A 23,890-nucleotide genomic window follows, 5' to 3' on the forward strand; every position below is an offset into this window, starting at 1 on the left:
TCGATCTTCCTTTCACCCTTTACTATAGTCCTAAAAAAGGAAAATAGAAGGTAAAGTCATCCGTCGATGACTTTACCCTCTAATCTTAGTATGTTTTATATGTTAAAATGTTTGTTTTGCAAAAATAGCTGTCATTGCTTTTTTTAATGGAAAATAAACCAGCGTTACAATAATGATCGTTGTTGCAACATTGATCAAGGTTGCTGGCAATTTAGATAACGCACTTGCAAAAGCTACATTAAAATCAGCGCCGGCCATCAATCCCATCACAGTATTTTTTAGTTGAGTCATCAGTATTTTGGCAACACCAGTGACACTTGCAACAAGAATAACTTTCCAAAAAGTATCGATCGTTCGTTTGAAGAATAAAATAGTTAATGCCGCAGCGCCGCCGACAATAAAACTTTCTAAAATAAAATACGGCGCTTCAGCAGCAAAACCATTTACTAAATCAAAAATCGCAAAGCCTAACCCTCCAGCTAGCGCGCCTCGCTTATAGCCGATCAATAACACCGCCAACAGCAAAACAGCATTACCTAAATGAACAAATGCTCCTGTCGGCAAAGGAATTTTAAGCATCGTGCCTAAAATTGTCAAGGCTGTAAATAATCCTATGAAAACAATGGAACTTGTAGAATGTTGCTTTGTCATTGAACTCCTCCTGTTGCTACTTTTCTGTCATGCGATCTTCGGCGTGATTGTATGCACCATGCCAAACATGACCAAGAAAAGGATTGATTTTTTGTCCATTTTTGATTGCGGCAGCTACAAATTTTTTCGCCAAAGCCACCGATTTTTCTACAGGATATCCCTTAGCTAAACCAGCAGTTACCGCAGCCGCAAAGGTACAACCTGCGCCATGATTAAAATCAGTAGCAAACAGCTCTTCTTCAAAAATAGTGAAATTCGTACCATCATAAAAAAGATCAATTGCCTTGTCTGTTTTTAAACGATGTCCGCCTTTGATCACCACATTTTTCGGTCCTAAGTGAAGGATTTTTTTTGCGGCTTCTTTCATTTGATCGACAGAGGTTAAATCACCCATTTCCGATAAAATGCCAGCTTCAACTAAGTTGGGTGTAGTAATCGTTGCTTTTGGCAGTAACAAACGAGTCATAGCGGCTACATTTTCGGGCTGTAATAGCTCGCTTGTACCTTTACATGCCATTACTGGATCGATAACAATATTTTCCATAGAAAAAGTATCGATGTATTTACGAGTGATTTCGATGGCTTCGATTGTGCCAAGCATGCCGGTTTTCATCGCATCGAGAGGGGCACCTGCAAAAATAGTCTTTAATTGTTTTTCTACTAAATCAGGCTCGATTGGCGTTACTGTATGACTCCAACCTTCATCAGGATCCATCGTTACAATACTCGTTAAAGACGAAAATCCAAATGTTCCATATTCTTCAAATGTCTTTAAATCTGCTTGAATCCCTGCACCACCGCTGGAATCAGAACCAGCGACTGTCAAAACTTTTTTTATCATTGCTCAACCTCTATTCGCTAATATTTTAATATATGTATTGTAAAACAAACTCAACTTGACAAAAACAGCCAATTGGGTTATTTTCAGGTCATCCAATTACTGCGAAACACAAAGAACGGAGTGAATTGATGTTGAGCAGTACAAGACGACCGAAGGGAGAGTTGTGCCCTTCGTAGGAAACACAAAGAACGAAGTGAATTGATGTTGAGCAGTACAAGACGACCGAAGGGAGAGTTGTGTCCTTCGTAGGAAACACAAAGAACGGAGTGAATTGATGTTGAGCAGTACAAGACGACCGAAGGGAGAGTTGTTCCCTTCGTAGGAAACACAAAGAACGGAGTGAATTGATGTTGAGCAGTACAAGACGACCGAGGGGAGAGTTGTGTCCTTCGTAGGAAACACAAAGAACGAAGTGAATTGATGTTGAGCAGTACAAGACGACCAAAAGGAGAGTTGTTCCTTTCGTAGGAAACACAAAGAACGAAGTGAATTGATGTTGAGCAGTACAAGATGACTGAAGAGAGAGTTGTGTCCTTTATAAGAAACACAAACCATGGAGTTATTAAATATAAAGTAGCATAAAATAAAAAAGCTGAGAATTATGACAAGCAAATTTTCACGGTCAAAAGAAAAGTTATCTTTTTTTTAGTTGCACAAGATAAATCAATTCAATTAGTCGATTTCATAAAAGGAGAGAAGAAAAAGATGTGGTCATTAAAAAAAGAAAAAGGTGTGCCTATTTATATCAGCATCATCGAGTTGATTCTTTCTTATATAAAAAGTGGTGAACTACTTCCAGGAGAACGTTTGCCTTCTGAACGAAAACTAGCAGAATTTTTCAATGTCAATCGCTCGACCGTGGTTCATGCGTTAGATGAGCTAGTGGCTTTAGGCTGGATCATTAGAAAACAAGGAAGCGGCACGATCGTAAATGAAGGTAAGTGGGGAATCACGACGGTACCTCGAACAGATTGGCGTCATTATTTAGAGCAAAATGCTTTTGCCAAAGTCGATCCCTATCTCGAGCAGATTGAACAGCTGATTCACTCATCTGCCGACGACCTGCTAGATGTATACACAGGAGAATTGCCTTTAGATTTAATTCCAAGTTTTGCTTTTCCGCCGTTAACTTGGAAGCATTTTTTAGAAGAAGAACAGCAGGATGATTTAGGTTATTTACCGTTGAGAGAGTCGCTTAGTCAAGATATGCAAAAGGAATATGATTTTACACTGCCGCCAGAAAGTTTTTTGATTACTTCCGGTGCTCAGCAAGCGTTGTTTTTGATTTTACAAGTGTTATTGCAGCCTGGAGATAGTGTAGCGATTGAAGATCCGTCATTTCTCTACGCTTTACCGATTTTTCAAGCAGCTGGAATCCGTTTGTATGGCGTAAAAATGGATCAAGAGGGGATTTGTATCGATTCTTTAGAGAAAACGATCAGGCAGCATCGGATTAAGATGGTGATGGTCAACCCGTCTTTTCAAAATCCTACAGGAAAAACAATGTCCATGAAACGACGAAAGCAGTTGATCGAGCTTTGTCAAAACTATCAAATTCCGATTCTTGAGGATGACGTATTTGCCAAGCTGAATTTTGTCTCAACAGAGCAAGTGCAGCCGTTGAAAAAGCTAGACCCAGAAAACGTTTTGTATATCGGCTCGCTCTCTAAAATTCTAGGTTCAACGACAAAAATTGGCTGGTTGAGTGCACCCGCTTCTGTTAATCAGCAATTAGCTGAAGCGCGAAAAATGATGGATTTTTCATTGAGTATTTTCCCTCAAGTATTAGCGAATCTTGCGTTGACCGACAATAATTTTTCCAAAAAAATTACTGAATTGCGGCAAGAAGTTGAAGCACGAGGACAAGCCGTTTTTGATCTAATGTCAAAAATGGAGGAATGGGAAGTGGCAAGACCAAAGGGTGGCTATTATTTGTGGGCAAAATGGAAGAATGGAGACTTACGCCAGAAAGATTGGGCACTTTTTTTACAGGAAGGCTTATTGCTCGCTCCTAGTTTCTTTTTTAGCGAGTCACGTGACAGTATTCGTATCAATTTTTCTAGAGTCAGCAGTCATAATATCGTTGAGTTTAAGGAAAAACTCGAACGGATCACAGAAAAAATTTCATTAGATAATTCCTCTCTGTGATAAAATAAAGAAAAATGGAGGGATGTACTATGAATGAAACGTTAAAATTATTGAAAAATCGTCGTAGTTATCGGGATTTTGATGAAAACTACGTCTTGCCTCAAGCTGATCTACAAGCAATCTTAGACGCAGCTCGCCAAGCCCCAAGTTGGATGAATGGTCAATTTTACAGCATTATCGTTCTACAAGATGAAGACTTAAGAAAGCAGCTTGTTGAATGGAATCCAGGCAATCCACATATGCTTAAAAGCTCTGCTTTTTTAATTTTTGTGGCTGATCTTTATAGAACGGACAGAGTAAGTACTGCTAAAGAGACTGCCTACCAAATCGAAGACACTGTCGAACCGTTACTGATTGCAACAACTGATGCCGCGTTGGCTTTGGAAAATGCTGTAATTGCTGTTGAAAGCTTAGGTCTAGGTTCTGTTGTTGTTGGCAGTATTCGTAAACATGGGCAAGAAATCTGCCAGCTATTGAACTTGCCAGAAAAAACGATGCCTTTATTTGGTCTGAGTATTGGTAAACCAACCGTAGAAATGAGAGTCAAACCTCGTTTACCGGAAGCGGCTGTTGTTCATTTTGAAAGTTATCGACCTTATGTGTACGATTTAATTGAACAGTATGATCAAACGATGGAAGACTTCGGGGAAGCCAGAGAAAAAAAACGCTGGAGTCAGAAGTTCGCTGATTACTTTGCTGCTGAACCGACCATGGTTACAGACCAACTTTTGAAGATGCAGCGATTCCTGAAATAGTGTTCTTTTTTGTAGGCATTACTTTCTTATAAAACAATGCAATGGTATACTTACAAGTGGAGAAGATTACAAATGATAAATGAGGTGCTAAACATGTCTTGGGAACAAGTCTATAAACAGTGGATAAATGAAGAAAACCTACCAGAAAACCTAAAAAATGATTTGAAGGATTTAAAAAATGACCCTGAAAAGTGTGAAGATGCTTTTTATGCGCCGTTGGAATTCGGAACAGCTGGGATGCGCGGTATTTTGGGAGCCGGCATCAATCGTATGAATATTTTTACGATTCGTCAAGCAACAGAAGGATTAGCTCGTTTTATGGACGCGCAAGGGGGGAATACAAAACACCGTGGGGTTGCGATTGCTTATGATTCTCGTCATATGTCACCGGAATTTGCGATGGAGGCGGCTAAAACATTAGCGAAACATGATATTCCTGCTTTTGTTTTTGAAAGTTTACGTCCGACACCGGAATTATCTTTTGCTGTTCGTCATTTAAACGCATTTACTGGGATCATGATCACAGCTTCTCACAATCCTGCAGCATACAATGGCTACAAGGTTTATGGAGAAGACGGTGGACAAATGCCTCCTGCAGATGCAGATGCATTAACAAGATACGTTCGTGAGATTGAAAATCCGCTGAAAGTTGAGGTTTTATCAGACGACGAAGCTCAAACAAGTGATTTGATCACGATTATTGGCGAAGAAGTAGATAATGCATACTTAAAAGAAATAAAAGCAGTGACGATCAATCAAGATCTTGTCAATGAAATGGGAAAAGAACTAAAACTCGTTTATACACCACTGCACGGCACAGGGAAAATGCTTGGTGAAAAAGCCTTGAAACAGGCCGGCTTCGAAAAATTTGTTTTAGTACCTGAACAAGCAGTTGCTGATCCAGATTTCACAACCGTTAAATCACCTAATCCTGAAGAGCATTCTGCATTTGAATACGCGATCCGTTTAGGTGAAAAAGAAGATGCAGACTTATTGATTGCAACGGATCCTGATGCCGATCGTTTAGGTGCTGCTGTTCGTTTACCGAATGGAACATATCAAGTTTTGACAGGCAACCAATTAGGATCGATCATGATCCAGTATATTTTAGAAGCACACCAGCAAGCAGGAACACTACCTGAGAATGCGGTTGTATTGAAGTCAATCGTCTCTAGTGAACTGGCAACTGCTGTTGCTGCTAAATACAATACCAAAATGGTTGATGTTCTGACTGGCTTCAAGTTTATTGCAGAAAAAATCGAGCAGTATGAAGCAGATCATTCTCAAACATTTATGTTTGGCTTTGAAGAGAGCTATGGCTATTTAGTAAAATCTTTTGTACGTGATAAAGATGCTATTCAGGCACTTGTTTTATTGGCAGAAGTTGCAGCGTTTTATAAAAAACAAGGCAAGACACTTTACGATGGCTTGCAAGATATCTTCAAAGAATATGGCTATTTTGAAGAAAAAACGATCTCTGTTACATTAAGCGGTATTGAAGGCAGCGAAAAAATCAAATCATTAATGAAAAAATTCCGAGACGAAGCACCAACGTCTTTCGCCGGTATCAATGTTAGTCAAACAGAAGATTTCAAAGCATTGACGCGCACATTTGCTGATGGTCAAAGCGAAGCATTAACAACTCCACCATCTGATGTGCTAAAATATTTCTTGGAAGATGGCAGCTGGATTGCCATTCGACCTTCTGGGACAGAGCCGAAGATCAAGTTTTATTTAGCAACAAAAGCTTCTTCACAAGCAGAAGCGGATCAAAAAATTCTTGACTTTGAATCAGCAGTGAATGCATTAACCGAATAAAAATGATTTGGACTGAAAAAACTGGATAAAAGTTTATTTCAGTCCTTTTTTGAAAAGACAAAGGAGTGGCTATTATGGCTATTGGATTTATTGGCGCTGGTCAAATGGGCAGTGCAATGATCGAAGGACTTTTAAATGCTAAAGCAGTAACACCTGAACAGTTATTTGTTAAAGGCGGTTCGAGCGGGACAGCAGAAGCTCTTCAGCAAAAACTAGGATTTCAATTAATCAATGATTATGAGGACTTTAAAGAGTGTCAAATTATATTTATTGCAACGGGTGCAAAAATTGTTTTAGAAATTTTGAAGCAAGCAGCTCCTTTCATGGCAGAAAATACGATTCTGATTTCTGTTGCTACAGGACATACAGTGGAAGAAGCACAAGCGGTTCTTGGAAATAAGATTCATGTTGTACATGCGATTCCTAATACGCCTGTCAGTGTGAATGAAGGAATGATTGGCGCTGTTTTTGCTGCTGAAATGCCAAGTTCTATCAAAGCACAAGCGCTTCAAGTATTGGAGTCTTTAGGAAAAGTTGAGGAAGTTAGCGAAGCACTTTTAGGAACATTTGGAACAGTGGCTGGCTGCAGTCCAGCATTTGTTGATGTATTTATGGAGGCGTTGGCTGATGGAGCTGTAATGGAAGGGATGTCCAGATCACTTGCCTACGAAGTAGTTGCTCAAATGTTGCTAGGTTCAGCAAAATTGGCGATCGAAACGAAAAAACATCCGGGTGAACTGAAAGATGGTGTGACCTCTCCTGGCGGCAGTACGATTAGAGGAGTAGCTGCTTTAGAGAAAAATGGTTTTAGATATGCTGTCATTGATGCGATTAAACAAGCCAATCATTAAGTGAAGAAATGTGCAAAAAAGTTGTAATCAAGGCATTTAGCTAAAAAAACGAAGTAGTAACTTTTTTATTGGTACATACTCGTTGTTTAAAGGACTGAGGGGTAACTAGAAGAGTTGCGTCTTGGTCCTTTTCATCGATAAAAAAAAACGTTCCTCTTTTGAAAAGAAATTTGTTATAATAAGCAGGAATAAAACCTGAAAGGAGACGCAACGATGAAAGAAGAAGAAATAAAAAAAGTCAGCCAGCTCTACAAAGTGTTGAGTGATCCAACTCGCTTACGTATTTTATTGTTATTAAAGCAAGGAGAATTGAACGTCACTTCGATAGGAGAGCAGCTTTCAATGGAACAATCTGCTGTGTCTCATCAATTACGGTTATTACGTGATACACATGTAGTAAGGTCGCGCCGACAAGGAAAAACGATTTATTACAGATTAGATGATCATCATGTGATCGATATTTTGAATCAAACATTTGAACACGTTAAACACCAATAACTTACCTTTTCTAGAATCCCTTTGGGAAATTCAAAGAAAAGGCTAGTTTTTTTTGCGGCAGTTCGTTATACTAGAAACATATTTTATTAGAAAACAATGAAACGTTTCTAATTTTACAGCTGGAGGAAGAAAAATGAAGGAAAAATTGAACATCGGTTTACTTGGATTGGGGACAGTTGGCTCTGGTGTACCGACGATTTTACAAGAACATCAAGAAAAAATTTCTCAGGTGACAGGCATGGAAATCTCTATTTCTAAAGCACTTGTACGTGACGAAGAAGAAAAAAGACGACAGGCTGAGAAATTTGATATTCAACTGACCACAAATATAGATGACATTCTTAATGACGATGACATTCAAATCGTTGTTGAGTTGATCGGAAAAGTTGAACCTGCAAAAACCTTCATTACTAAAGCGCTGGAAAACGGCAAACATATCGTTACAGCCAATAAAGATCTTTTAGCGCAGCATGGCAGTGAACTTGTTGCCTTGGCTCAAAAGAATCAGTGCGATTTATATTATGAAGCAAGTGTTGCTGGTGGCATTCCTATTTTGCGGACTATCGCAAATAGCTTAGCAGCAGACAATATTCAAAAAGTTTTAGGCATCGTCAACGGAACGACCAATTATATGCTGACACAAATGGTCACAGAAAAAAAATCGTATGATCAGGCACTCAAAGAGGCACAAGAGCTTGGTTTTGCCGAATCAGATCCTACAAATGATGTAGACGGTATTGATGCTGCTTACAAAATGGTCATTTTAAGTCAATTTGCGTTTGGCATGAATATTCATTTAGATCAAGTAGACACGCGGGGGATTCGTGGTCTGTCGCTAGATGATGTTGAAATGGCAGATCAGCTGGGTTATGAAGTAAAGCTGATTGGTTCTTCTGAAAACCGTTTAGGGAGCATTGCTGTAGAAGTAGGACCGATGTTGGTTGCAAAGTCTCATCCAATCGCTTCTGTTAGAAATGAATTTAATGCCGTCTTTATTGAAAGCTCGGGTGTTGGTGAGTCGATGTATTATGGACCAGGTGCTGGTGCAAAGCCGACAGCAACAAGTGTGGTCAGTGACATCATCACGATTGCTAAAAATATTCGTCTAGGCACGACAGGTCACATGTTTAATGCGTATCAGCATGATACGAAGTTAGCGGACGATCAAGATACATCTGGCAACTATTATTTTTCAATCGGTGTACCTGACAGACAAGGTCAAATTTTGAAATTGACTCAAATCATGACAGAGGCAAATGTTAGCTTTGACCAATTAGTTCAGCAAAAATCAGACGGCACTAGAGCTAGGATCGTTGCGATCACACATACGATCACAAAAGCCCAAATGAAAGAAGTCATAAAAGAAATTGAAGCAGCCGATGATTTCGAACTATTAAACTCATTTAAAGTATTGGAGGACTAGAAAATGTATGAAGGATTATTAAAACAATATAAGGAATATTTACCGATTACTGAAAACACACCAATGATCTCCTTGGCAGAAGGGAATACACCGCTAATCCCTTTACATAGCTTGTCAAAGGAATTAGGAATCAATTTATACGGAAAATATGAAGGCTTGAATCCAACTGGCTCATTTAAAGACCGTGGTATGGTTATGGCAGTTGCCAAAGCAGTAGAAGAAGGGGCGAAAGCAATTGTTTGTGCCTCTACAGGTAATACTAGTGCTGCCGCTGCTGCTTACGCCACAAGAGCCGGAGTTAAAGCATATGTTGTGATCCCGGATGGAAAAATCGCGATGGGCAAATTGGCACAGGCCATTATTTACGGAGCGGATATTATTTCGATTCCTGGAAACTTTGACGAAGCGTTGAAGGCGGTTCGTGATATCGCTAAAACAGAAGCTGTTGCTTTAGTGAATTCAGTAAACCCTTATCGTTTGGAAGGACAAAAAACAGCAGCCTTTGAAGTCTGCGAACAACTTGGCCAAGCACCAGACGTATTGGCTATTCCAGTTGGAAACGCTGGGAATATTTCTGCCTATTGGAAAGGATTTAAAGAATGGCATGATTTAAAAGGAACAAGCTTACCGAGAATGCACGGCTTTGAAGCAGAAGGTGCTGCAGCGATTGTTAAAGGTGAGGCTATCGATCAACCAGAAACGATTGCAACAGCAATTCGGATCGGAAATCCAGCCAGCTGGACACTAGCAGAAGCAGCAAGAGATGAGTCGAACGGACATATCGATGCAGTCACAGATGAAGAAATTCTAAATGCGTACCGCAAAGTTGCTGCACAAGATGGTGTGTTTGTCGAACCTGGATCTGCCGCTTCGTTAGCGGGAGTGATCCAACACGTGAAAAGTGGTAAAATCAAGCCTGGCGAAACAGTCGTAGCGGTCTTCACAGGAAATGGACTTAAAGATCCAGACACTGCGATCAATGCTACAGATGTCAAAATTTCTAAAATGAGTGACTTAGAAGAAATGCGTATGCATTTGCGTAACGGAGTGTCTGAACTATGAAAATAAGAGTTCCCGCTACAAGTGCGAATCTGGGGCCTGGATTTGACTCCTGCGGTATTGCCTTATCTCAATATCTTAGTATTGAGGTGTTGGAAAATGCAGAGGAATGGAAAATCATTCACTCTTTAGGCGCAGATATTCCATCAGATAAAACCAATCTGTTGCTGCAGACTGCACTAAAATTAGCGCCGAATCTTGCTCCAAAAGTTTTAAAAATGACTTCGGATATTCCATTAGCTAGAGGATTAGGCAGCAGTTCTAGTGTCATTGTTGCAGGAATTGAACTGGCGAATCGTTTAGGGAATCTGAATTTATCTCAAAAAGAAAAATTGAGAATTGCAACAGAGATCGAAGGTCACCCAGATAATGTTGCACCAGCGATTTGTGGAGACTTTGTCGTAGCTAGCTACGTGGATGGTGATGTTCATTACGTGAAACATCATTTTCCGATGTGTGATGTGATCGCCTATGTACCAGATGAGCACTTGCTGACTACAGAGAGCCGTAGTGTTCTGCCAAACACCATGCCGTACAAAGATGCAGTCAAAGCGAGCTCTATCGCAAATGTAATGATTGCCGCAATACTGAATGGTAATTTACCTTTAGCTGGATTGATGATGGAAGAAGATCGCTGGCATGAAGCCTACCGAAGAAAATTGGTTCCTCATTTAGATCAAATCCGTGAGCTAGGGCAAAAAATCGGAATTTATGGTGCTTTTTTAAGCGGTGCAGGACCAACCGTACTGATATTAACTCCAGAGGAAAATACCAGTCAGATGGTCAAAGCACTCGAAAAAATGCCTAAATCGGCAACTATCAACGTTCTATCGATCGATCAAGAAGGCACACAAGTATTTTAATCAGCAAAAAGAAGACGAGCCAAAATCAACTCCTTTTTGGAATTGCTTTTGGCTCGTTGTTTATTTGCATTTAGAGTCCAAGGATGGGGCAGAAGTGCTTATTTCCGAAGGGATTGTTTCTGCTTCCACCTCTCATTCGGATTCTAAGTGACGTAGTTGTAACTCATAGCGTTATTTCTCAGTCACTGAATCTGTTGAATTATTCAGGTGTCTCAGTTGCGTAATAACTATGATCTTCTAAATTTAAGGCATTTAGAATCATCGATGCTGTTTCTTCAATGGATAGGGAAGCGACATTAATCACTTCACAGCCTATTTTTTGATAGAGGTCATTTGCAAACTCAAGCTCTTTTCTGATTTTCTCAATATCTGAATAAGAAGTATCAGCCGGCAATCCATAGGTTCTCATTCGTTCTTTTCTGATGCCATTCAAAATATCAGGATCATTCGTTAGACCTACGATTTTTTTCGGATTTGTTTCCCATAGCTGTTTTGGTAGATGGGCTTCTGGAATTAACGGCAAGTTAGCAACTTTTAGATTTTTATTTGCTAAGAAAAGACTAAGCGGTGTTTTTGAAGTTCTGGACACCCCTAACAAAAGAACATCCGCTTCTAAAAAGCCGCGTGGGTCTTTTCCATCGTCATATTTAACAGCAAACTCCATTGCTTCGATTCGTTTGAAGTAGTTTTCGTTCAAATGATGTAAGGCACCTGGTTCTCGTGTAGGAGCGACTCCGGTCAATCGTTCGATTTCGGCAACTGGAGGTGTCAGTATATCAAAATGGTACATATCATGTTCTTCAAAAAAATCATTCGCAATTTTTACTAAACGATCATTTACGATTGTATGTAAGACCATTGCATTTTCACGTTTAGCATCCTCTAAAGCTTTCTTCAACTTTTCTTCTTCTTTAGCAAAAGTACGTCTAAAAAGTGAAAAATCGACTGTTGGATATTGCGCCATCGAAGCTGCCGCAAGCTTTGAAGCTGTTTCTCCAGCAGAATCAGAGATTACAAAAATAGTTACACATTGTTTCTGTTCGTCATTAGTCATAGTAGAATTCCTTTCTTGCTTTTTTGATGATTTTATTATACCATACCTACATAAATCTTATTCGTAATGATTCTGATTTAATGATTGGAGGGAATGTTGTGTCACAATCAAATTCAAAAGTTGAACAATCTTTGACGGTGATGAAAAAACACGGGTTGAAATACACGAAAAAACGAGAAGCAATCATCACTTACTTGATTCGACGAAATCGATATATAACGGCCAGAGAAGTCTATGAGTTTATGAATAAAGAATACAAAGGGGTCAGCTATGACACGATCTATCGAAACCTACATGATTTTGAAATGCTGGATTTATTAGAAGCTACAGACTTAAACGGTGAAAAAAAATTCCGTTTTCATTGTTGTCAGGAAGTAGGGCATCATCATCATTTTATTTGTACAGTATGTGGAAAGACAAAGGAAATTCATATGTGTCCAATGGATTTTTTCAAAGAACAATTAAGTGGGTGTGAAATTGAAGGACATCGATTTGAAATCTTTGGTCGTTGTGAAGAGTGTCGGTGATTTTTTTCAGTAAATTCCTTAAATAATACTGTCGTGTTTAAAAAAATAATCATTTTGCTACTTTTTCATATATTTTTTTTGTAGAAAGGTTGACGTTAAAATAACCTTTAGCTATAATATAGAAAGAACGGTATTTTTATTTATGTATTAAACACTCATAAAAATAAAAAACGGTTACTTTTTAAGCTCGGAGGGAGGGAATTAACATGTCAAAAACTGTCGTTCGTAAAAACGAATCTCTTGACGATGCTCTTCGTCGCTTCAAACGTTCCGTTTCAAAAGCGGGTACTTTACAAGAATCACGTAAACGTGAATTCTACGAAAAACCAAGTGTAAAGCGTAAGAAAAAATCTGAAGCAGCTAGAAAACGTAAAAAATTCTAGTTTTCGATGAATTGGAGTTGGTTGTATGTCATTACTAACAACATTGAATGACGATATCAAAACAGCGATGAAGTCTAAAGATAAAGATACTTTATCTGTGCTACGCATGTTGAAAGCAGCCATTCAAAACGAGCAGATTAAGGCGAACCGTGATTTGGACGGAGAAGAAGAGTTGACTGTTTTATCTCGTGAGATGAAACAACGAAGAGACTCTTTGTCAGAGTTTGAAAAAGCGGGACGTGTTGATCTTGCTGACAAAGTAAAAATCGAAATCGCAATTGTTGAAAAATATATGCCGAAGCAGCTTTCTGACGAAGAGATTCGTCAAATTGTCACTACGGCAATTGATCAGACTGGAGCTACTTCACCAAAGGAATTTGGTAAAGTAATGGCAGCTGTGATGCCAGCAGTAAAAGGCAAGGCAGACGGCAATCAAGTCAATGCAATTGTAAAAGAATTACTACAAGAGAAATAGTAGAGATAAAAAACCAGCGGATCTCCGTTGGTTTTTTTGTCCTAATGTACATATCAAAGTGATGACTTCTTTTTAATAAATAAATTGTGTGGTATGATTGTAAAGAATGACAAAATAAAGGAGATGGGCGTTTTTTGACAGAAAATCAGTCGATATCATTAGAAATAAAATTAAATGATTCTGATGATGTGAGTATGCTTTTAGGAACCCATGATAAACATATAAAATATTTAGAAGACAATTCAACAACAACGATTAATACTCGAGGAGAAACGATCCAGCTGATTGGTGAAGAAGCAGAAGTGCAATTGATTGCTTCTGTTTTACGTACATTACAAGTTTTGATTCAACGAGGAATCAAGATCAGTACGCCGGATGTCGTTTCTGCTTTAAAAATGGCTAGAAGTGGAGAACTAGATACTTTTGTTGCGATGTACGAAGAAGAGATTCTTAAAGATCATCATGGTCGTGCTATTCGTATCAAGAATGTTGGACAAAAAAACTATGTCGACGCGATCAGAAAGTACGACATTATTTTTGGAATTGGACCAGCAGGTACCGGCAAAACTTTTTTAGCAGTAGTAATGGCTATATCTGCATTAAAAAAAGGCGAAGTTCAAAAAATTATTTTAACACGTCCAGCGGTTGAGGCTGGCGAAAGTCTAGGCTTTTTACCAGGAGACTTAAAGGAAAAAGTTGATCCTTATTTACGTCCCGTGTATGATGCTTTGTATCAAGTTTTTGGCATGGATCATACGAATCGTTTGATGGAGCGCGGCGTGATTGAAATCGCACCTTTAGCCTATATGAGAGGTCGGACGTTAGATGATGCGTTCGTCATTTTAGATGAAGCACAAAATACAACTGTGGCTCAAATGAAGATGTTTTTAACTAGATTAGGCTTCAATTCGCGAATGATCGTGAATGGCGATACTAGTCAGATTGACTTACCTAAAGGTGTAACTAGCGGATTGGTCAATGCAGAAAAAACACTACGTTCAATTGAAAAAATTTCATTTGTTCATTTTGATGCAGGAGATGTTGTCAGACATCCTGTCGTAGCTCAGATCATTCGAGCTTATGAAAAAGAAAGCAAAAATTAGATTTAACCTGCGGAAAGGAGTGAGAATTCCGTTGAAGTATTCATTATTAAAATTACGCGATAGATTAGGCAAAGCGTTTATACCGATCTTATTGCTGGTTTTTTCTTGTTTTTTATTTGTGATTATGTTTGGCAGTGTTCATCAGAAAAAAGTAGAAATCAAAGAAGGACAGCTTGCTGAAAATACGATTCGTGCAAATAAAAACGTAGAAAATACTTATGAAACAGAACAAAAGAAAAAATTAGCTGCAGAGGCTGTGACTCCTGAATATATATACCAAGAGGAAACGGCGGATGTTCAGCATAAACGAATTGAAAAACTATTCAAGCTGATTACCACTGCAAATGAAAAAACTGAAAAAGAGTACCAAGATAAAAAGGCGAAAGCCAAAAAAGATGAAAGTATTCCTAAGCCGACAGTGGAAGAAAGAGTTGCCAATCTGAAGGCTCAGTTTGAGCAGCTAGATCAAGATGAAGTCGCTTTTTATCAGAAATTTCCGAATGTGTTTTACCAAAACATTTTCTCTCTGGAGCCAGCTCAAATCCAGCAAGTAAAAACGGAGAGTTTAAAGATAATTGATGATAAAATGAAAGATCATGTTCGAGAGGCCGACTTAGATAGTGTTCGCCAAAACGCAATAGAAAAAATTCAGTTTCTTGATGTGACAGGTGTGATGCAGCAAGAAATCCGTTATCTTGTTAATGAAGGTATCGTAGCGAATGATTTTGCCAATGACAAGAAAACGAAAGAGCTGCGCCAAAATGCGATGGATGCTATTCCGCCTTCAATGATCTACCAAGGTGAGATCATTGTTCGTGAAGGCACTCAAATCGATAGTAAAGCGATGGAAAAGTTGGAGCTTTTAGGCATGACGAATCAGAGTACTTCTGTTTTCCCAATGGTTGCTTTAGCTCTAGCGATTGTTTTACAAGTTCTTGTATTGATCTTTTTTACAAAGCAAGTAACAGAAGAAGGGAAACGTCGGCACTTTATTTTATTTTACGTGGGAGCCATGTCTTTAAGTGTCCTCCTTATGAAGTTTTTCCAAATTTTTCAAACAGAACAATTGGCGTATGTGTCATTGTTTTTCCCAGCAGCTTTTACGCCGTTGGTATTGAACTATTTTGTTAATCGCAGAGCTGGAATCCTTGCAGCGGTTTTCCAAGTTATCTTTGCTTTGTTTGTTTTCTATCATTCTATAGGTACCAACTCATTGACGATCATTCTTGTCAGTTATCTGTTTTCTGGATTGCTTGCAACAGTGGTTAAACGAACACGAATCAGTGAACAGGGAATGACTGCCGTTTTCTGGGTAATTATTTTTCCAATCTGTTTAGATGTTGTTTTAATCGTGTATCAAGGGATGAGTTTATTTGATGGAAAATCATGGACAATGATGATTTGTGCCCTTGCTGGAACAGTCTTGTCATTTCTTGCAACAATGGGGCTGCATCCGTATATCGAACTACTTGTCACTGATGATAGTATGATCATCTTGAATGAACTGAGCAATCCGAATCATCCCTTGTTGAAACGTTTATTGGAAGAAGCACCTGGCACCTATCATCATAGCATGATGGTTGCGAGTTTAAGTGCAAATGCGGTTGCTGAAATCGGCGGTCGATCTTTACTGACGCGTGTGGCTTGTTACTATCATGATATTGGTAAAGTTAAACATGCAAATTTCTTCGTAGAGAATTTACCCGCTGGTGCAGAAAATCCGCATAATTTTCTATTGCCGGAAGACAGCAAGCAGATTATTTTTGGCCATGTTATTGATGGGGCAAAGATTTTAGAAGAGTATCATATGCCGGAAATGGTGATCGATATTTGTCGTCAGCATCATGGAACTACGTTGATGAAATTTTTCTATGTCAAAGCTAAAGAACGTAATCCAGAGATCGAAGAACGTGATTTCAGATATCCTGGCCCTAAACCGCAAACAAGAGAAGCTGGCATTGTGAGTATTGCAGATACGTGTGAAGCAGCTGTACGTGCGATGGATCATCCAACAAATGATAAAATTCAAGAGTTTGTGCATAATGTGATTCAAGATAGAATTTCTGATGGTCAATTAGATGATTGCGGCTTAACGATGAAGGAAATCAGAATGGTTGAAAAATCTTTAGTGAATGGTCTATGCAGCACCTTCCATTCAAGAATCAAATACCCAAAAATGAAATCAGAAGCTGAGAAAATGAAAGACGAACAAGAAAAGAGAGATGACTAATGGATATAACATTCATTGATGAGACGACTAAACTATCCGCAGATAATTTAAAGGAAGTCGAAAATTTGCTGCAGTTTGCAGCAGATTTTCTGAAGATATCAGAAGATACGGAGCTTTCGGTGACCTTTATGGACAATGCTGGGATCCAAGTGATCAACAGAGACTATAGAGGAAAAGATGTGCCGACGGATGTGATCAGTTTTGCGCTGGAAGAAGAAGGAGAAGATGAGCTTCCAATCATTTTTGATGAGGATGAAGAAATATTTCCTAGAAATTTAGGAGATCTCATGATATCGACTGAACGAGCGGCAGAACAGGCAGAAGAATATGGTCATACATTTGAAAGAGAATTAGGTTTCTTAGCTGTGCATGGTTTTTTACATTTGAATGGCTATGATCATATGGAACCAGAAGATGAGAAGGAAATGTTTGGTTTACAGAAAGAGATTTTAGATGCCTATGGACTCAAAAGATAAGCAAACAGGAAAAAACAAACACTTTATTGCTTCGTTAGAATTTGCTCTGCAAGGAATTCGAACAGTTTTTAAAGAAGAGCGCAATATGCGGACACATGTGGTTATGGGGTTCTTAGCTATTGTGCTGGGCTTTGTTTTTCGATTGACGATAGCTGAATGGTTATGGTTGCTGTTGGCCATTTTTCTTGTATTGGTGGTCGAGATCATCAACACTGTTTTTGAAAATGTGGTAGATATGTTTACTGATTTTCATTTTCATCCAATTGGAAAAAAGATAAAAGATATGGCAGCTGGCGCAGTTCTTTTGACTAGCGGTTTTGCTGTTGTTGTGGGACTGCTCTTGTTTGTTCCTAAAATTTGGCAGCTAATAAAAGACTTTTTATAGAGGAGAGAAACGATGACAGAAACACATAAATCCGGATTCGTGGCAATCGTAGGAAGACCAAATGTTGGGAAATCTACTTTATTGAACCGCATTGTCGGACAAAAGATTGCGATTATGAGTGATAAAGCACAAACAACGAGAAATAAAATCCAGGGAATTTACACGGTTCCAGAAGCACAAATTGTTTTTATCGATACGCCTGGTATCCACAAGCCTAAGCATCGTCTGGGTGATTTTATGGTGGAAACTGCCTACAGTGCATTACGTGAAGTAGATGCTACTTTATTTATGATCAGTGCTGATCAAAAACGAGGCAAAGGGGATGACTTTATCATCGAGCGTCTTAAAGCGATGAACAGCCCCGTGTATCTTGTTATCAATAAAATCGATACGGTTCATCCAGATCAGCTATTGGGAATTATTGAAGACTACATGAATCAGATGTCATTTGCAGAAGTTGTACCAATTTCTGCAACAGAAGGAAATAATGTGGATCGCTTAATGTCAGTCCTTGTAGAACAAATGCCAGAAGGACCGCAATATTTCCCAGATGATCAAATAACAGACCATCCGGAATACTTCATTGTTTCTGAATTAGTACGTGAAAAAGTCTTATTGCTTACTCGTGATGAAATTCCTCACTCTGTTGCCGTGGTTGTGGATTCAATGAAACGAGACGAAAACGATAAAGTCCGTATCCAAGCAACGATCATCGTTGAAAGAGATAGTCAAAAAGGAATCATCATAGGAAAAGGCGGTAAAATGCTCAAACAAATCGGTACAAAAGCACGTCAAGATATCGAACATTTATTAGATGATAAAGTTTATCTGGAGCTTTGGGTAAAAGTTCAAAAAGATTGGCGCGATAAAAAAGTTTATTTACAGGACTTTGGTTATCGTAAAGATGATTATTAATAGATAATGATAGTTTAGGGTGCGGTGCAAATGGAAATCAAGTTTGCTTCGCACCCTGAATTTAAATTGATAGTGAAGAACATTATTACATAAGGAACAATTCAGAGTAAAAACGTTTGATTTTACTTTTTTTACCAAATAAAGAAGATCGGAGGTCTTAAGATGACGTTAGGTGAAACCAAAGGACTCATTTTATTTACAAAAGACTACAAGGAAAAAGATAAGCTCGTCAAGATTTTCACAGAATCTTTTGGTAAATTGATGTTTTTTGTCAAAGGTGCCCATCGTAAGAACAATCCGATCGGTCCTGCAATTTTACCATTTACAGAAGCTGTTTATATTGGTGATTTTAGAGAGGATGGTTTATCTTTTTTAAACGGGAGTAAGGAAGTTATGGCGTTTCGCAAGATTCAAGAAGATATTTTTATCAACGCCTACGCTACTTATATATTGAATTTGGTTGATGCCGCTATCGAAGATCGTACGTATGATCCTAATCTTTATCATTTTACGTATCAAGCATTGACATTATTGAATGAGGAGAAAGATGCGGAAATCATTACGAATATTTTTGAAATTCAGTTGTTGAACCGCTTTGGGATTACTCCAGAATGGACACATTGTACGGTTTGTCAAGAAACGAGAGGAAAGTTTGATTATTCTTCTAAATACAGTGGTGTTCTTTGTGAACGTCATTGGTCCTTAGATGAACATCGGTATCACGCGGATCCTAGAGCAGTTCATTTTGCTCGGTTATTTTCTGCAATTTCATATGATAAAGTTCAAGATATCAATGTAAAACCTGAAACAAAAGTAGCAATTAGACAATTGATCGATGAACTGTATGATGAGTATGTGGGCATCCATTTGAAAAGTAAAAAATTTATCGATCAAATGAAAACATGGGAAGAGACATTACGTATACCCAAACGAGAAACAAAGAATCAAACAGATAGTGAATCCAATCTGTGAAAATAGTCTATTCTAAGGAATATTCTAAAATCATTTGACAACTTGCGCTGCAAAGATTATCATAAAGAGTAATTAAATCCATACGAGGACAAAGAAGAGTAAAAAGATCGGTATTTTTTAGCGAGTCTGGGAGAGTGAGAGCCGGATATCTGCCACTTTTGAAGGGCGCTTTCGAGTATGATTGAACGAAGCTGCCGGCAAATGCCGGAAGTAGGGTGGAACCGCGATTATTCGTCCCTATGTCTCTTAGAGGCATAGGGACTTTTTGTCTTTTGGAAAAACACAGCGGGAAAAATGAGCTGATGTTGAACAGTACAAGACTTTCGTAAAAAAGTGTTGATCATTTGCATTATCCAGTTGCACGAGCTAACTCCTCGGGAAAAAGATAAAACTTAAGTGAGGCCAAAAGCGCCTCAATCATGTTTTCCTATTTTCCATTCGGAGTTGGATGAGCTCGTTCCGCTATTATTCGTTATCCAGCTGCACAGGCTAGCTCTTCGGAAAAAAGATAAATGTTGAGTGAGGTCAAGAGCACCTCAACCACCATTTCCTATTTTTCTGTCAGAGCTGGACGAGCCTGTTCCGCTATTAGTTGTTATCCAGCTGCACAAATCAATCTTTAGGAAAATAGATAAATTGTCAGTGAGACGAAAAGCGTCTCCCGGTCAATTTCCTAATTTTCTACAGGATTATGCGATTTGTTCCGCTTTTGCTGAGAAACACAGCGAAATGCTTTGAGCTGATGTTGAACAGTACAAGACTTTCGTAAGAAAGTGTTGATCATTTGCATTATCTAGCTGCACAAATCAATCCTTAGGAAAATAGATAAATTGTCAGTGAGACGAAAAGCGTCTCCCAGCCAATTTCCTAATTTTCTACAGGATTAGACGATTTGTTCCGCTTTTATATTAAGGAGGATCTCAATGGAGAAGAAACTTACTGTACAAGAAATGATTTTAACATTGCAAAATTTTTGGTCGTCAAATGGGTGTATGTTGATGCAGTCGTATGATACAGAAAAAGGGGCTGGAACGATGAGCCCGTATACGTTTTTACGTGCGATTGGCCCTGAGCCTTGGAATGCGGCTTATGTAGAACCGTCTCGTCGTCCTGCTGATGGACGATATGGAGAAAATCCGAACAGATTATATCAACATCATCAGTTTCAAGTTGTAATGAAACCATCGCCTGAAAATATTCAGGAACTATATTTAGAAAGCTTAGAACTACTTGGCATCGATCCATTAGCACATGATATTCGCTTTGTAGAAGATAACTGGGAAAACCCATCAATGGGATGTGCTGGTTTAGGCTGGGAAGTTTGGCTTGATGGGATGGAAATCACTCAATTTACTTACTTCCAGCAAGTTGGCGGACTCGCTTGTCATCCTGTTACATCAGAGATCACATACGGAATCGAACGTTTAGCTTCATATATCCAAGAAGTTGAAAGTGTCTATGATCTGGAATGGACAAATGGGGTTAAATATGGTGAAATCTTTAATCAACCCGAATATGAACATTCAAAATATTCATTTGAAATCAGTGATCAAGAAATGTTACTGGAAAATTTTGATAAGTTTGAAAATGAAGCCAAACGATGCATCGATGAAAATCTTGTGCATCCTGCCTACGACTACATTTTAAAATGCAGTCATACCTTTAATCTATTAGATGCACGAGGAGCGGTTTCAGTGACTGAACGCGCAGGCTATTTAGCTCGAATCAGAAATATGGCTCGTGCAGTGGCGAAAATTTTCGTTGCAGAGCGTGAAAAATTAGGATTCCCACTATTGAATAAAGAAGAACAAACGACTAAGGAGGCAAAATAATATGGCAAAAGATCTATTACTTGAAATCGGATTGGAAGAAATGCCCGCTCATATTGTTACGCCAAGTCGCATACAATTAGAGCAAAAAGTGATAAAGTTCTTAGATGAACATAATTTGACCTATGAAACGGTTCAAAGCTTTTCTACTCCTCGCCGTTTGGCCGTTCGTGTTACTCAATTACCGGACCAACAAGAAGATACACAAGAAGAAGTTAAAGGTCCTGCTAAAAAAATTGCACAAGATGATCAAGGCAATTGGAGTAAAGCAGCAGAAGGGTTTGTTAGAGGACAAGGTCTAACAACTGAAGCAATTACCTTTAAGGAATTAAACGGTACTGAATATGTATATGTAACAAAGCATAATCATGGTCAAAAAACAATTGATGTATTAACTGGTTTAAAAGATGTTATCACAAGCTTGACTTTCCCTGTCACTATGCATTGGGCAAATTATGATTTTGAATATATTCGTCCGATCCATTGGCTGGTCGCTTTACTGGGCGATGAAGTGGTTCCATTTTCTATTTTAGATGTGGAAACCAGTAATCATTCTCGCGGCCATCGTTTCTTGGGCGATAATGTGACCTTTGATCATTCGGCAGAATATGAAGAGAAATTGAAAGAGCAATACGTGATCGTTGACCCAACTGAAAGACAAGAAATGATTGTTTCGCAAGCAGAGCAATTGGCTAAGAAAAATAATTGGACATTGGTATTAGATGAAAAGCTGTTAGAAGAGGTTACTAATTTAGTCGAATACCCAACAGCGTTTGTTGGCGGCTTTGATGAAAAATATCTTTCAGTACCAGATGAGGTTTTGGTTACTTCGATGAAAGAGCATCAACGCTATTTTGATGTGAGAAATGACGCAGGCATGCTGTTACCGTATTTTATTTCTGTGAGAAACGGAAATGATGTGCATCTTGAAAATGTCATCAAAGGAAACGAAAAAGTACTGATCGCTCGTTTGGAAGATGCTGAATTTTTCTATAGTGAAGATAAGAAATTGACGATTGACGATTGTGTCAATAAACTAAAACATGTAACGTTCCATGAAAAAATCGGTACGATTTATGAAAAAATGCAACGCGTTGGACTTATTGGCCAAATTATTGGTAAAGAAGTAGGTCTTTCAGAAGCTGAGCTAAGTGATTTAAAACGTGCATCTGAAATTTATAAATTTGACTTAGTTACGAATATGGTTGGTGAATTTCCAGAGTTACAAGGAATCATGGGTGAAAAATATGCATTGCTTCAAGGGGAGTCAAAAGAAGTGGCGCAAGCGATCCGTGAACACTATCTGCCTACATCAAGCGAAGGGGATTTGCCAGTATCAGATATTGGTGCAGTATTAGCTATTGCAGATAAATTAGACAGCGTCTTTTCATTCTTTGCTGTAGGAATGATCCCTAGTGGTTCTAATGACCCGTATGCACTGCGTCGTCAAACATATGGTGTTATTCGGATCATCGAAAACAAAGGCTGGAGATTTCCGCTGGTTCAATTACAAATGGATATTGATGATGCAGTTAATGCAGATAGCTCGAAATATGGCATTCAATTAACTACTGGACAAGCAGAGGTTATTGAATTTGTAAAAGCACGTTTACGCCAGCTGTTATTGACCAAAGAAGTTCGCCATGATGTGATCGATGCGGTTATTTCAGCAGAACAAAATGATTTGGCAAAACTTTTTTCATCTGCGGCAATCATCAAAAATCATTTGTTTGATAAAGAGTTCAAGCCTTCTATGGAAGCATTGACACGGGTCATTAATTTGGCTAAAAAAGGGCAGTGTGAATCAACAGAAGTGGATTCAACTTTATTTGAAAATGAAGCAGAAAAAGCGTTGCATGATGCTATTAATTCAGTTGAAGCAGGCTTTAAAGACAAAACAATGTCGGAAAACTATCAAGCGTTGGTCGACTTACGTCCGCTAATCGAGCAGTATTTTGATAAAACAATGGTGATGGTTGACGATGAACGAGTGAAACAAAATCGCCTAAACGAACTAAACCGTATCGCTAAAATGGCGCTATCTTTAGCTAGTTTGGATCTATTGATCGTCAAATAGTAAAATAGTAAAAAAGGAATAGATGTGCTCTAGGAAGTACGTCTATTTTTTGTTTTATAAGCAAAATAGTTTTATAATTCTTTTTAGCATGATACGATTACCTTATCAATCGATAAGTTGATCGTATTATTTTTTTAGGAGGGAATAATGATGAACCTTTCATTTAAACTATTTGGTAGTACAGCATTAGTATTTTTAGCACTTGATCTTATTTGGTTATTTTTGATCTCTAAAAAAATCTATCAAAACTATTTAGGAGATTTAATGGGTGAAACCAAAATTTTTCCAGCAGTCGTTTTCTACTTTATTTATGTCATTGCAGTTTTGTTTTTTGTGATACATCCAGCGGTTGAAAAAGACAGCTTGCTTTATGCACTTGGTGCAGGAGCGTTGTTCGGTTTAGTTTGTTATGGAACCTATGATCTAACCAATTTAGCGACAATAAAAAATTGGCCTTATTTTATCACTATTATTGATTTGATTTGGGGCATGTTTGTAACAGGAGCAACCAGTGGAATCGTTGTTTTTGTTGCACAGCATTTTAACTGGAGGTAAGC

At 38.5% G+C, this 23,890-nt stretch carries 23 protein-coding genes; 20 read left to right on the forward strand and 3 right to left on the reverse strand.

The features are described from left to right. Positions 1–102: 102 nt before the first annotated feature. Positions 103–651, reverse strand: coding sequence for an ECF transporter S component (locus tag BCR25_RS17840; protein WP_069664970.1), 549 nt, complete (start codon positions 649–651; stop codon positions 103–105). 16 nt (positions 652–667) lie between these two features. Next, positions 668–1,492 (reverse strand): bifunctional hydroxymethylpyrimidine kinase/phosphomethylpyrimidine kinase, encoded by an 825-nt coding sequence (thiD, locus tag BCR25_RS17845; RefSeq protein WP_069664971.1) that lies wholly within the window; start codon positions 1,490–1,492, stop codon positions 668–670. 705 nt (positions 1,493–2,197) lie between these two features. On the opposite strand from thiD, the gene BCR25_RS17850 reads away from it, so the two are divergent. From BCR25_RS17850 to thrB, 8 genes are all read left to right on the forward strand, one after another. After that, positions 2,198–3,640: an aminotransferase-like domain-containing protein gene (locus BCR25_RS17850; RefSeq protein ID WP_069664972.1), complete on the forward strand. Its 1,443-nt coding sequence runs from the start codon at positions 2,198–2,200 to the stop codon at positions 3,638–3,640. Positions 3,641–3,669: 29 nt separating this feature from the next. Further along, positions 3,670–4,395: a nitroreductase family protein gene (locus BCR25_RS17855; protein WP_069664973.1), complete on the forward strand. Its 726-nt coding sequence runs from the start codon at positions 3,670–3,672 to the stop codon at positions 4,393–4,395. Positions 4,396–4,488: 93 nt separating this feature from the next. Then, positions 4,489–6,213, forward strand: a complete 1,725-nt coding sequence (locus BCR25_RS17860; RefSeq protein WP_069664974.1) for a phospho-sugar mutase — start codon at positions 4,489–4,491, stop codon at positions 6,211–6,213. Positions 6,214–6,287: 74 nt separating this feature from the next. Then, positions 6,288–7,064, forward strand: coding sequence for a pyrroline-5-carboxylate reductase (gene proC, locus BCR25_RS17865; RefSeq protein WP_069664975.1), 777 nt, complete (start codon positions 6,288–6,290; stop codon positions 7,062–7,064). A 213-nt stretch (positions 7,065–7,277) separates the two neighbouring features. Beyond that, the gene (locus BCR25_RS17870; RefSeq protein ID WP_069664976.1) at positions 7,278–7,562 is read left to right on the forward strand and encodes an ArsR/SmtB family transcription factor; all 285 of its coding nucleotides are present in this window, start codon (positions 7,278–7,280) and stop codon (positions 7,560–7,562) included. Between the two features lie 133 nt (positions 7,563–7,695). Continuing rightward, positions 7,696–8,985: a homoserine dehydrogenase gene (locus BCR25_RS17875; protein WP_069664977.1), complete on the forward strand. Its 1,290-nt coding sequence runs from the start codon at positions 7,696–7,698 to the stop codon at positions 8,983–8,985. Positions 8,986–8,988: 3 nt separating this feature from the next. Beyond that, a complete protein-coding gene (gene thrC / locus BCR25_RS17880; protein WP_069664978.1) occupies positions 8,989–10,047 on the forward strand; it encodes a threonine synthase in 1,059 nt (352 codons plus the stop codon). Beyond that, positions 10,044–10,907: a homoserine kinase gene (gene thrB / locus BCR25_RS17885; protein ID WP_069664979.1), complete on the forward strand. Its 864-nt coding sequence runs from the start codon at positions 10,044–10,046 to the stop codon at positions 10,905–10,907. Before thrC ends, thrB begins: the two co-directional genes overlap by 4 nt. A 199-nt stretch (positions 10,908–11,106) precedes the next feature. Here thrB and BCR25_RS17890 read toward each other — a convergent pair whose 3' ends face one another. After that, positions 11,107–11,961 carry a pyruvate, water dikinase regulatory protein gene (locus BCR25_RS17890; RefSeq protein WP_069664980.1) on the reverse strand — a complete coding sequence of 285 codons (855 nt, stop codon included), beginning with the start codon at positions 11,959–11,961 and terminating at the stop codon, positions 11,107–11,109. An 80-nt stretch (positions 11,962–12,041) separates the two neighbouring features. Between BCR25_RS17890 and BCR25_RS17895 the strand changes: the two genes are divergently transcribed. The 12 genes from BCR25_RS17895 (at position 12,042) to BCR25_RS17950 (ending at position 23,888) form a co-directional block, all read left to right on the forward strand. Beyond that, complete coding sequence (locus BCR25_RS17895; RefSeq protein ID WP_069664981.1) at positions 12,042–12,488, forward strand: Fur family transcriptional regulator; 447 nt, start codon at positions 12,042–12,044, stop codon at positions 12,486–12,488. A gap of 206 nt (positions 12,489–12,694) precedes the next feature. Next, complete coding sequence (gene rpsU, locus BCR25_RS17900) at positions 12,695–12,871, forward strand: 30S ribosomal protein S21 (RefSeq protein ID WP_002356740.1); 177 nt, start codon at positions 12,695–12,697, stop codon at positions 12,869–12,871. Between the two features lie 25 nt (positions 12,872–12,896). Then, positions 12,897–13,346 carry a GatB/YqeY domain-containing protein gene (locus BCR25_RS17905; RefSeq protein ID WP_069664982.1) on the forward strand — a complete coding sequence of 150 codons (450 nt, stop codon included), beginning with the start codon at positions 12,897–12,899 and terminating at the stop codon, positions 13,344–13,346. Positions 13,347–13,480: 134 nt separating this feature from the next. Further along, positions 13,481–14,449: a PhoH family protein gene (locus BCR25_RS17910; protein ID WP_069664983.1), complete on the forward strand. Its 969-nt coding sequence runs from the start codon at positions 13,481–13,483 to the stop codon at positions 14,447–14,449. A 31-nt stretch (positions 14,450–14,480) separates the two neighbouring features. Then, positions 14,481–16,679, forward strand: coding sequence for an HD family phosphohydrolase (locus BCR25_RS17915; protein ID WP_069664984.1), 2,199 nt, complete (start codon positions 14,481–14,483; stop codon positions 16,677–16,679). Beyond that, positions 16,679–17,155 (forward strand): rRNA maturation RNase YbeY, encoded by a 477-nt coding sequence (ybeY, locus tag BCR25_RS17920; protein ID WP_069664985.1) that lies wholly within the window; start codon positions 16,679–16,681, stop codon positions 17,153–17,155. Before BCR25_RS17915 ends, ybeY begins: the two co-directional genes overlap by 1 nt. Beyond that, positions 17,139–17,540 (forward strand): diacylglycerol kinase family protein, encoded by a 402-nt coding sequence (locus BCR25_RS17925; RefSeq protein WP_211272525.1) that lies wholly within the window; start codon positions 17,139–17,141, stop codon positions 17,538–17,540. The genes ybeY and BCR25_RS17925 overlap by 17 nt, the downstream gene beginning before the upstream one ends. Before the next feature lie 12 nt (positions 17,541–17,552). Next, positions 17,553–18,455: a GTPase Era gene (gene era, locus BCR25_RS17930; protein ID WP_069664987.1), complete on the forward strand. Its 903-nt coding sequence runs from the start codon at positions 17,553–17,555 to the stop codon at positions 18,453–18,455. Positions 18,456–18,617: 162 nt separating this feature from the next. Continuing rightward, a complete protein-coding gene (gene recO, locus BCR25_RS17935; RefSeq protein WP_069664988.1) occupies positions 18,618–19,427 on the forward strand; it encodes a DNA repair protein RecO in 810 nt (269 codons plus the stop codon). Positions 19,428–20,350: 923 nt separating this feature from the next. Then, the gene (gene glyQ, locus BCR25_RS17940) at positions 20,351–21,259 is read left to right on the forward strand and encodes a glycine--tRNA ligase subunit alpha (protein WP_069664989.1); all 909 of its coding nucleotides are present in this window, start codon (positions 20,351–20,353) and stop codon (positions 21,257–21,259) included. Between the two features lies 1 nt (position 21,260). Continuing rightward, entirely contained in the window at positions 21,261–23,333 is a 2,073-nt protein-coding gene (gene glyS / locus BCR25_RS17945; RefSeq protein WP_069664990.1) for a glycine--tRNA ligase subunit beta, read from the forward strand. 150 nt (positions 23,334–23,483) lie between these two features. Continuing rightward, positions 23,484–23,888: a DUF2177 family protein gene (locus BCR25_RS17950; protein WP_069664991.1), complete on the forward strand. Its 405-nt coding sequence runs from the start codon at positions 23,484–23,486 to the stop codon at positions 23,886–23,888. Positions 23,889–23,890: the final 2 nt, after the last annotated feature.

The organism is Enterococcus termitis (genome assembly GCF_001730305.1).
GTDB classification, from domain to species: Bacteria; Bacillota; Bacilli; order Lactobacillales; family Enterococcaceae; genus Enterococcus_L; species Enterococcus_L termitis.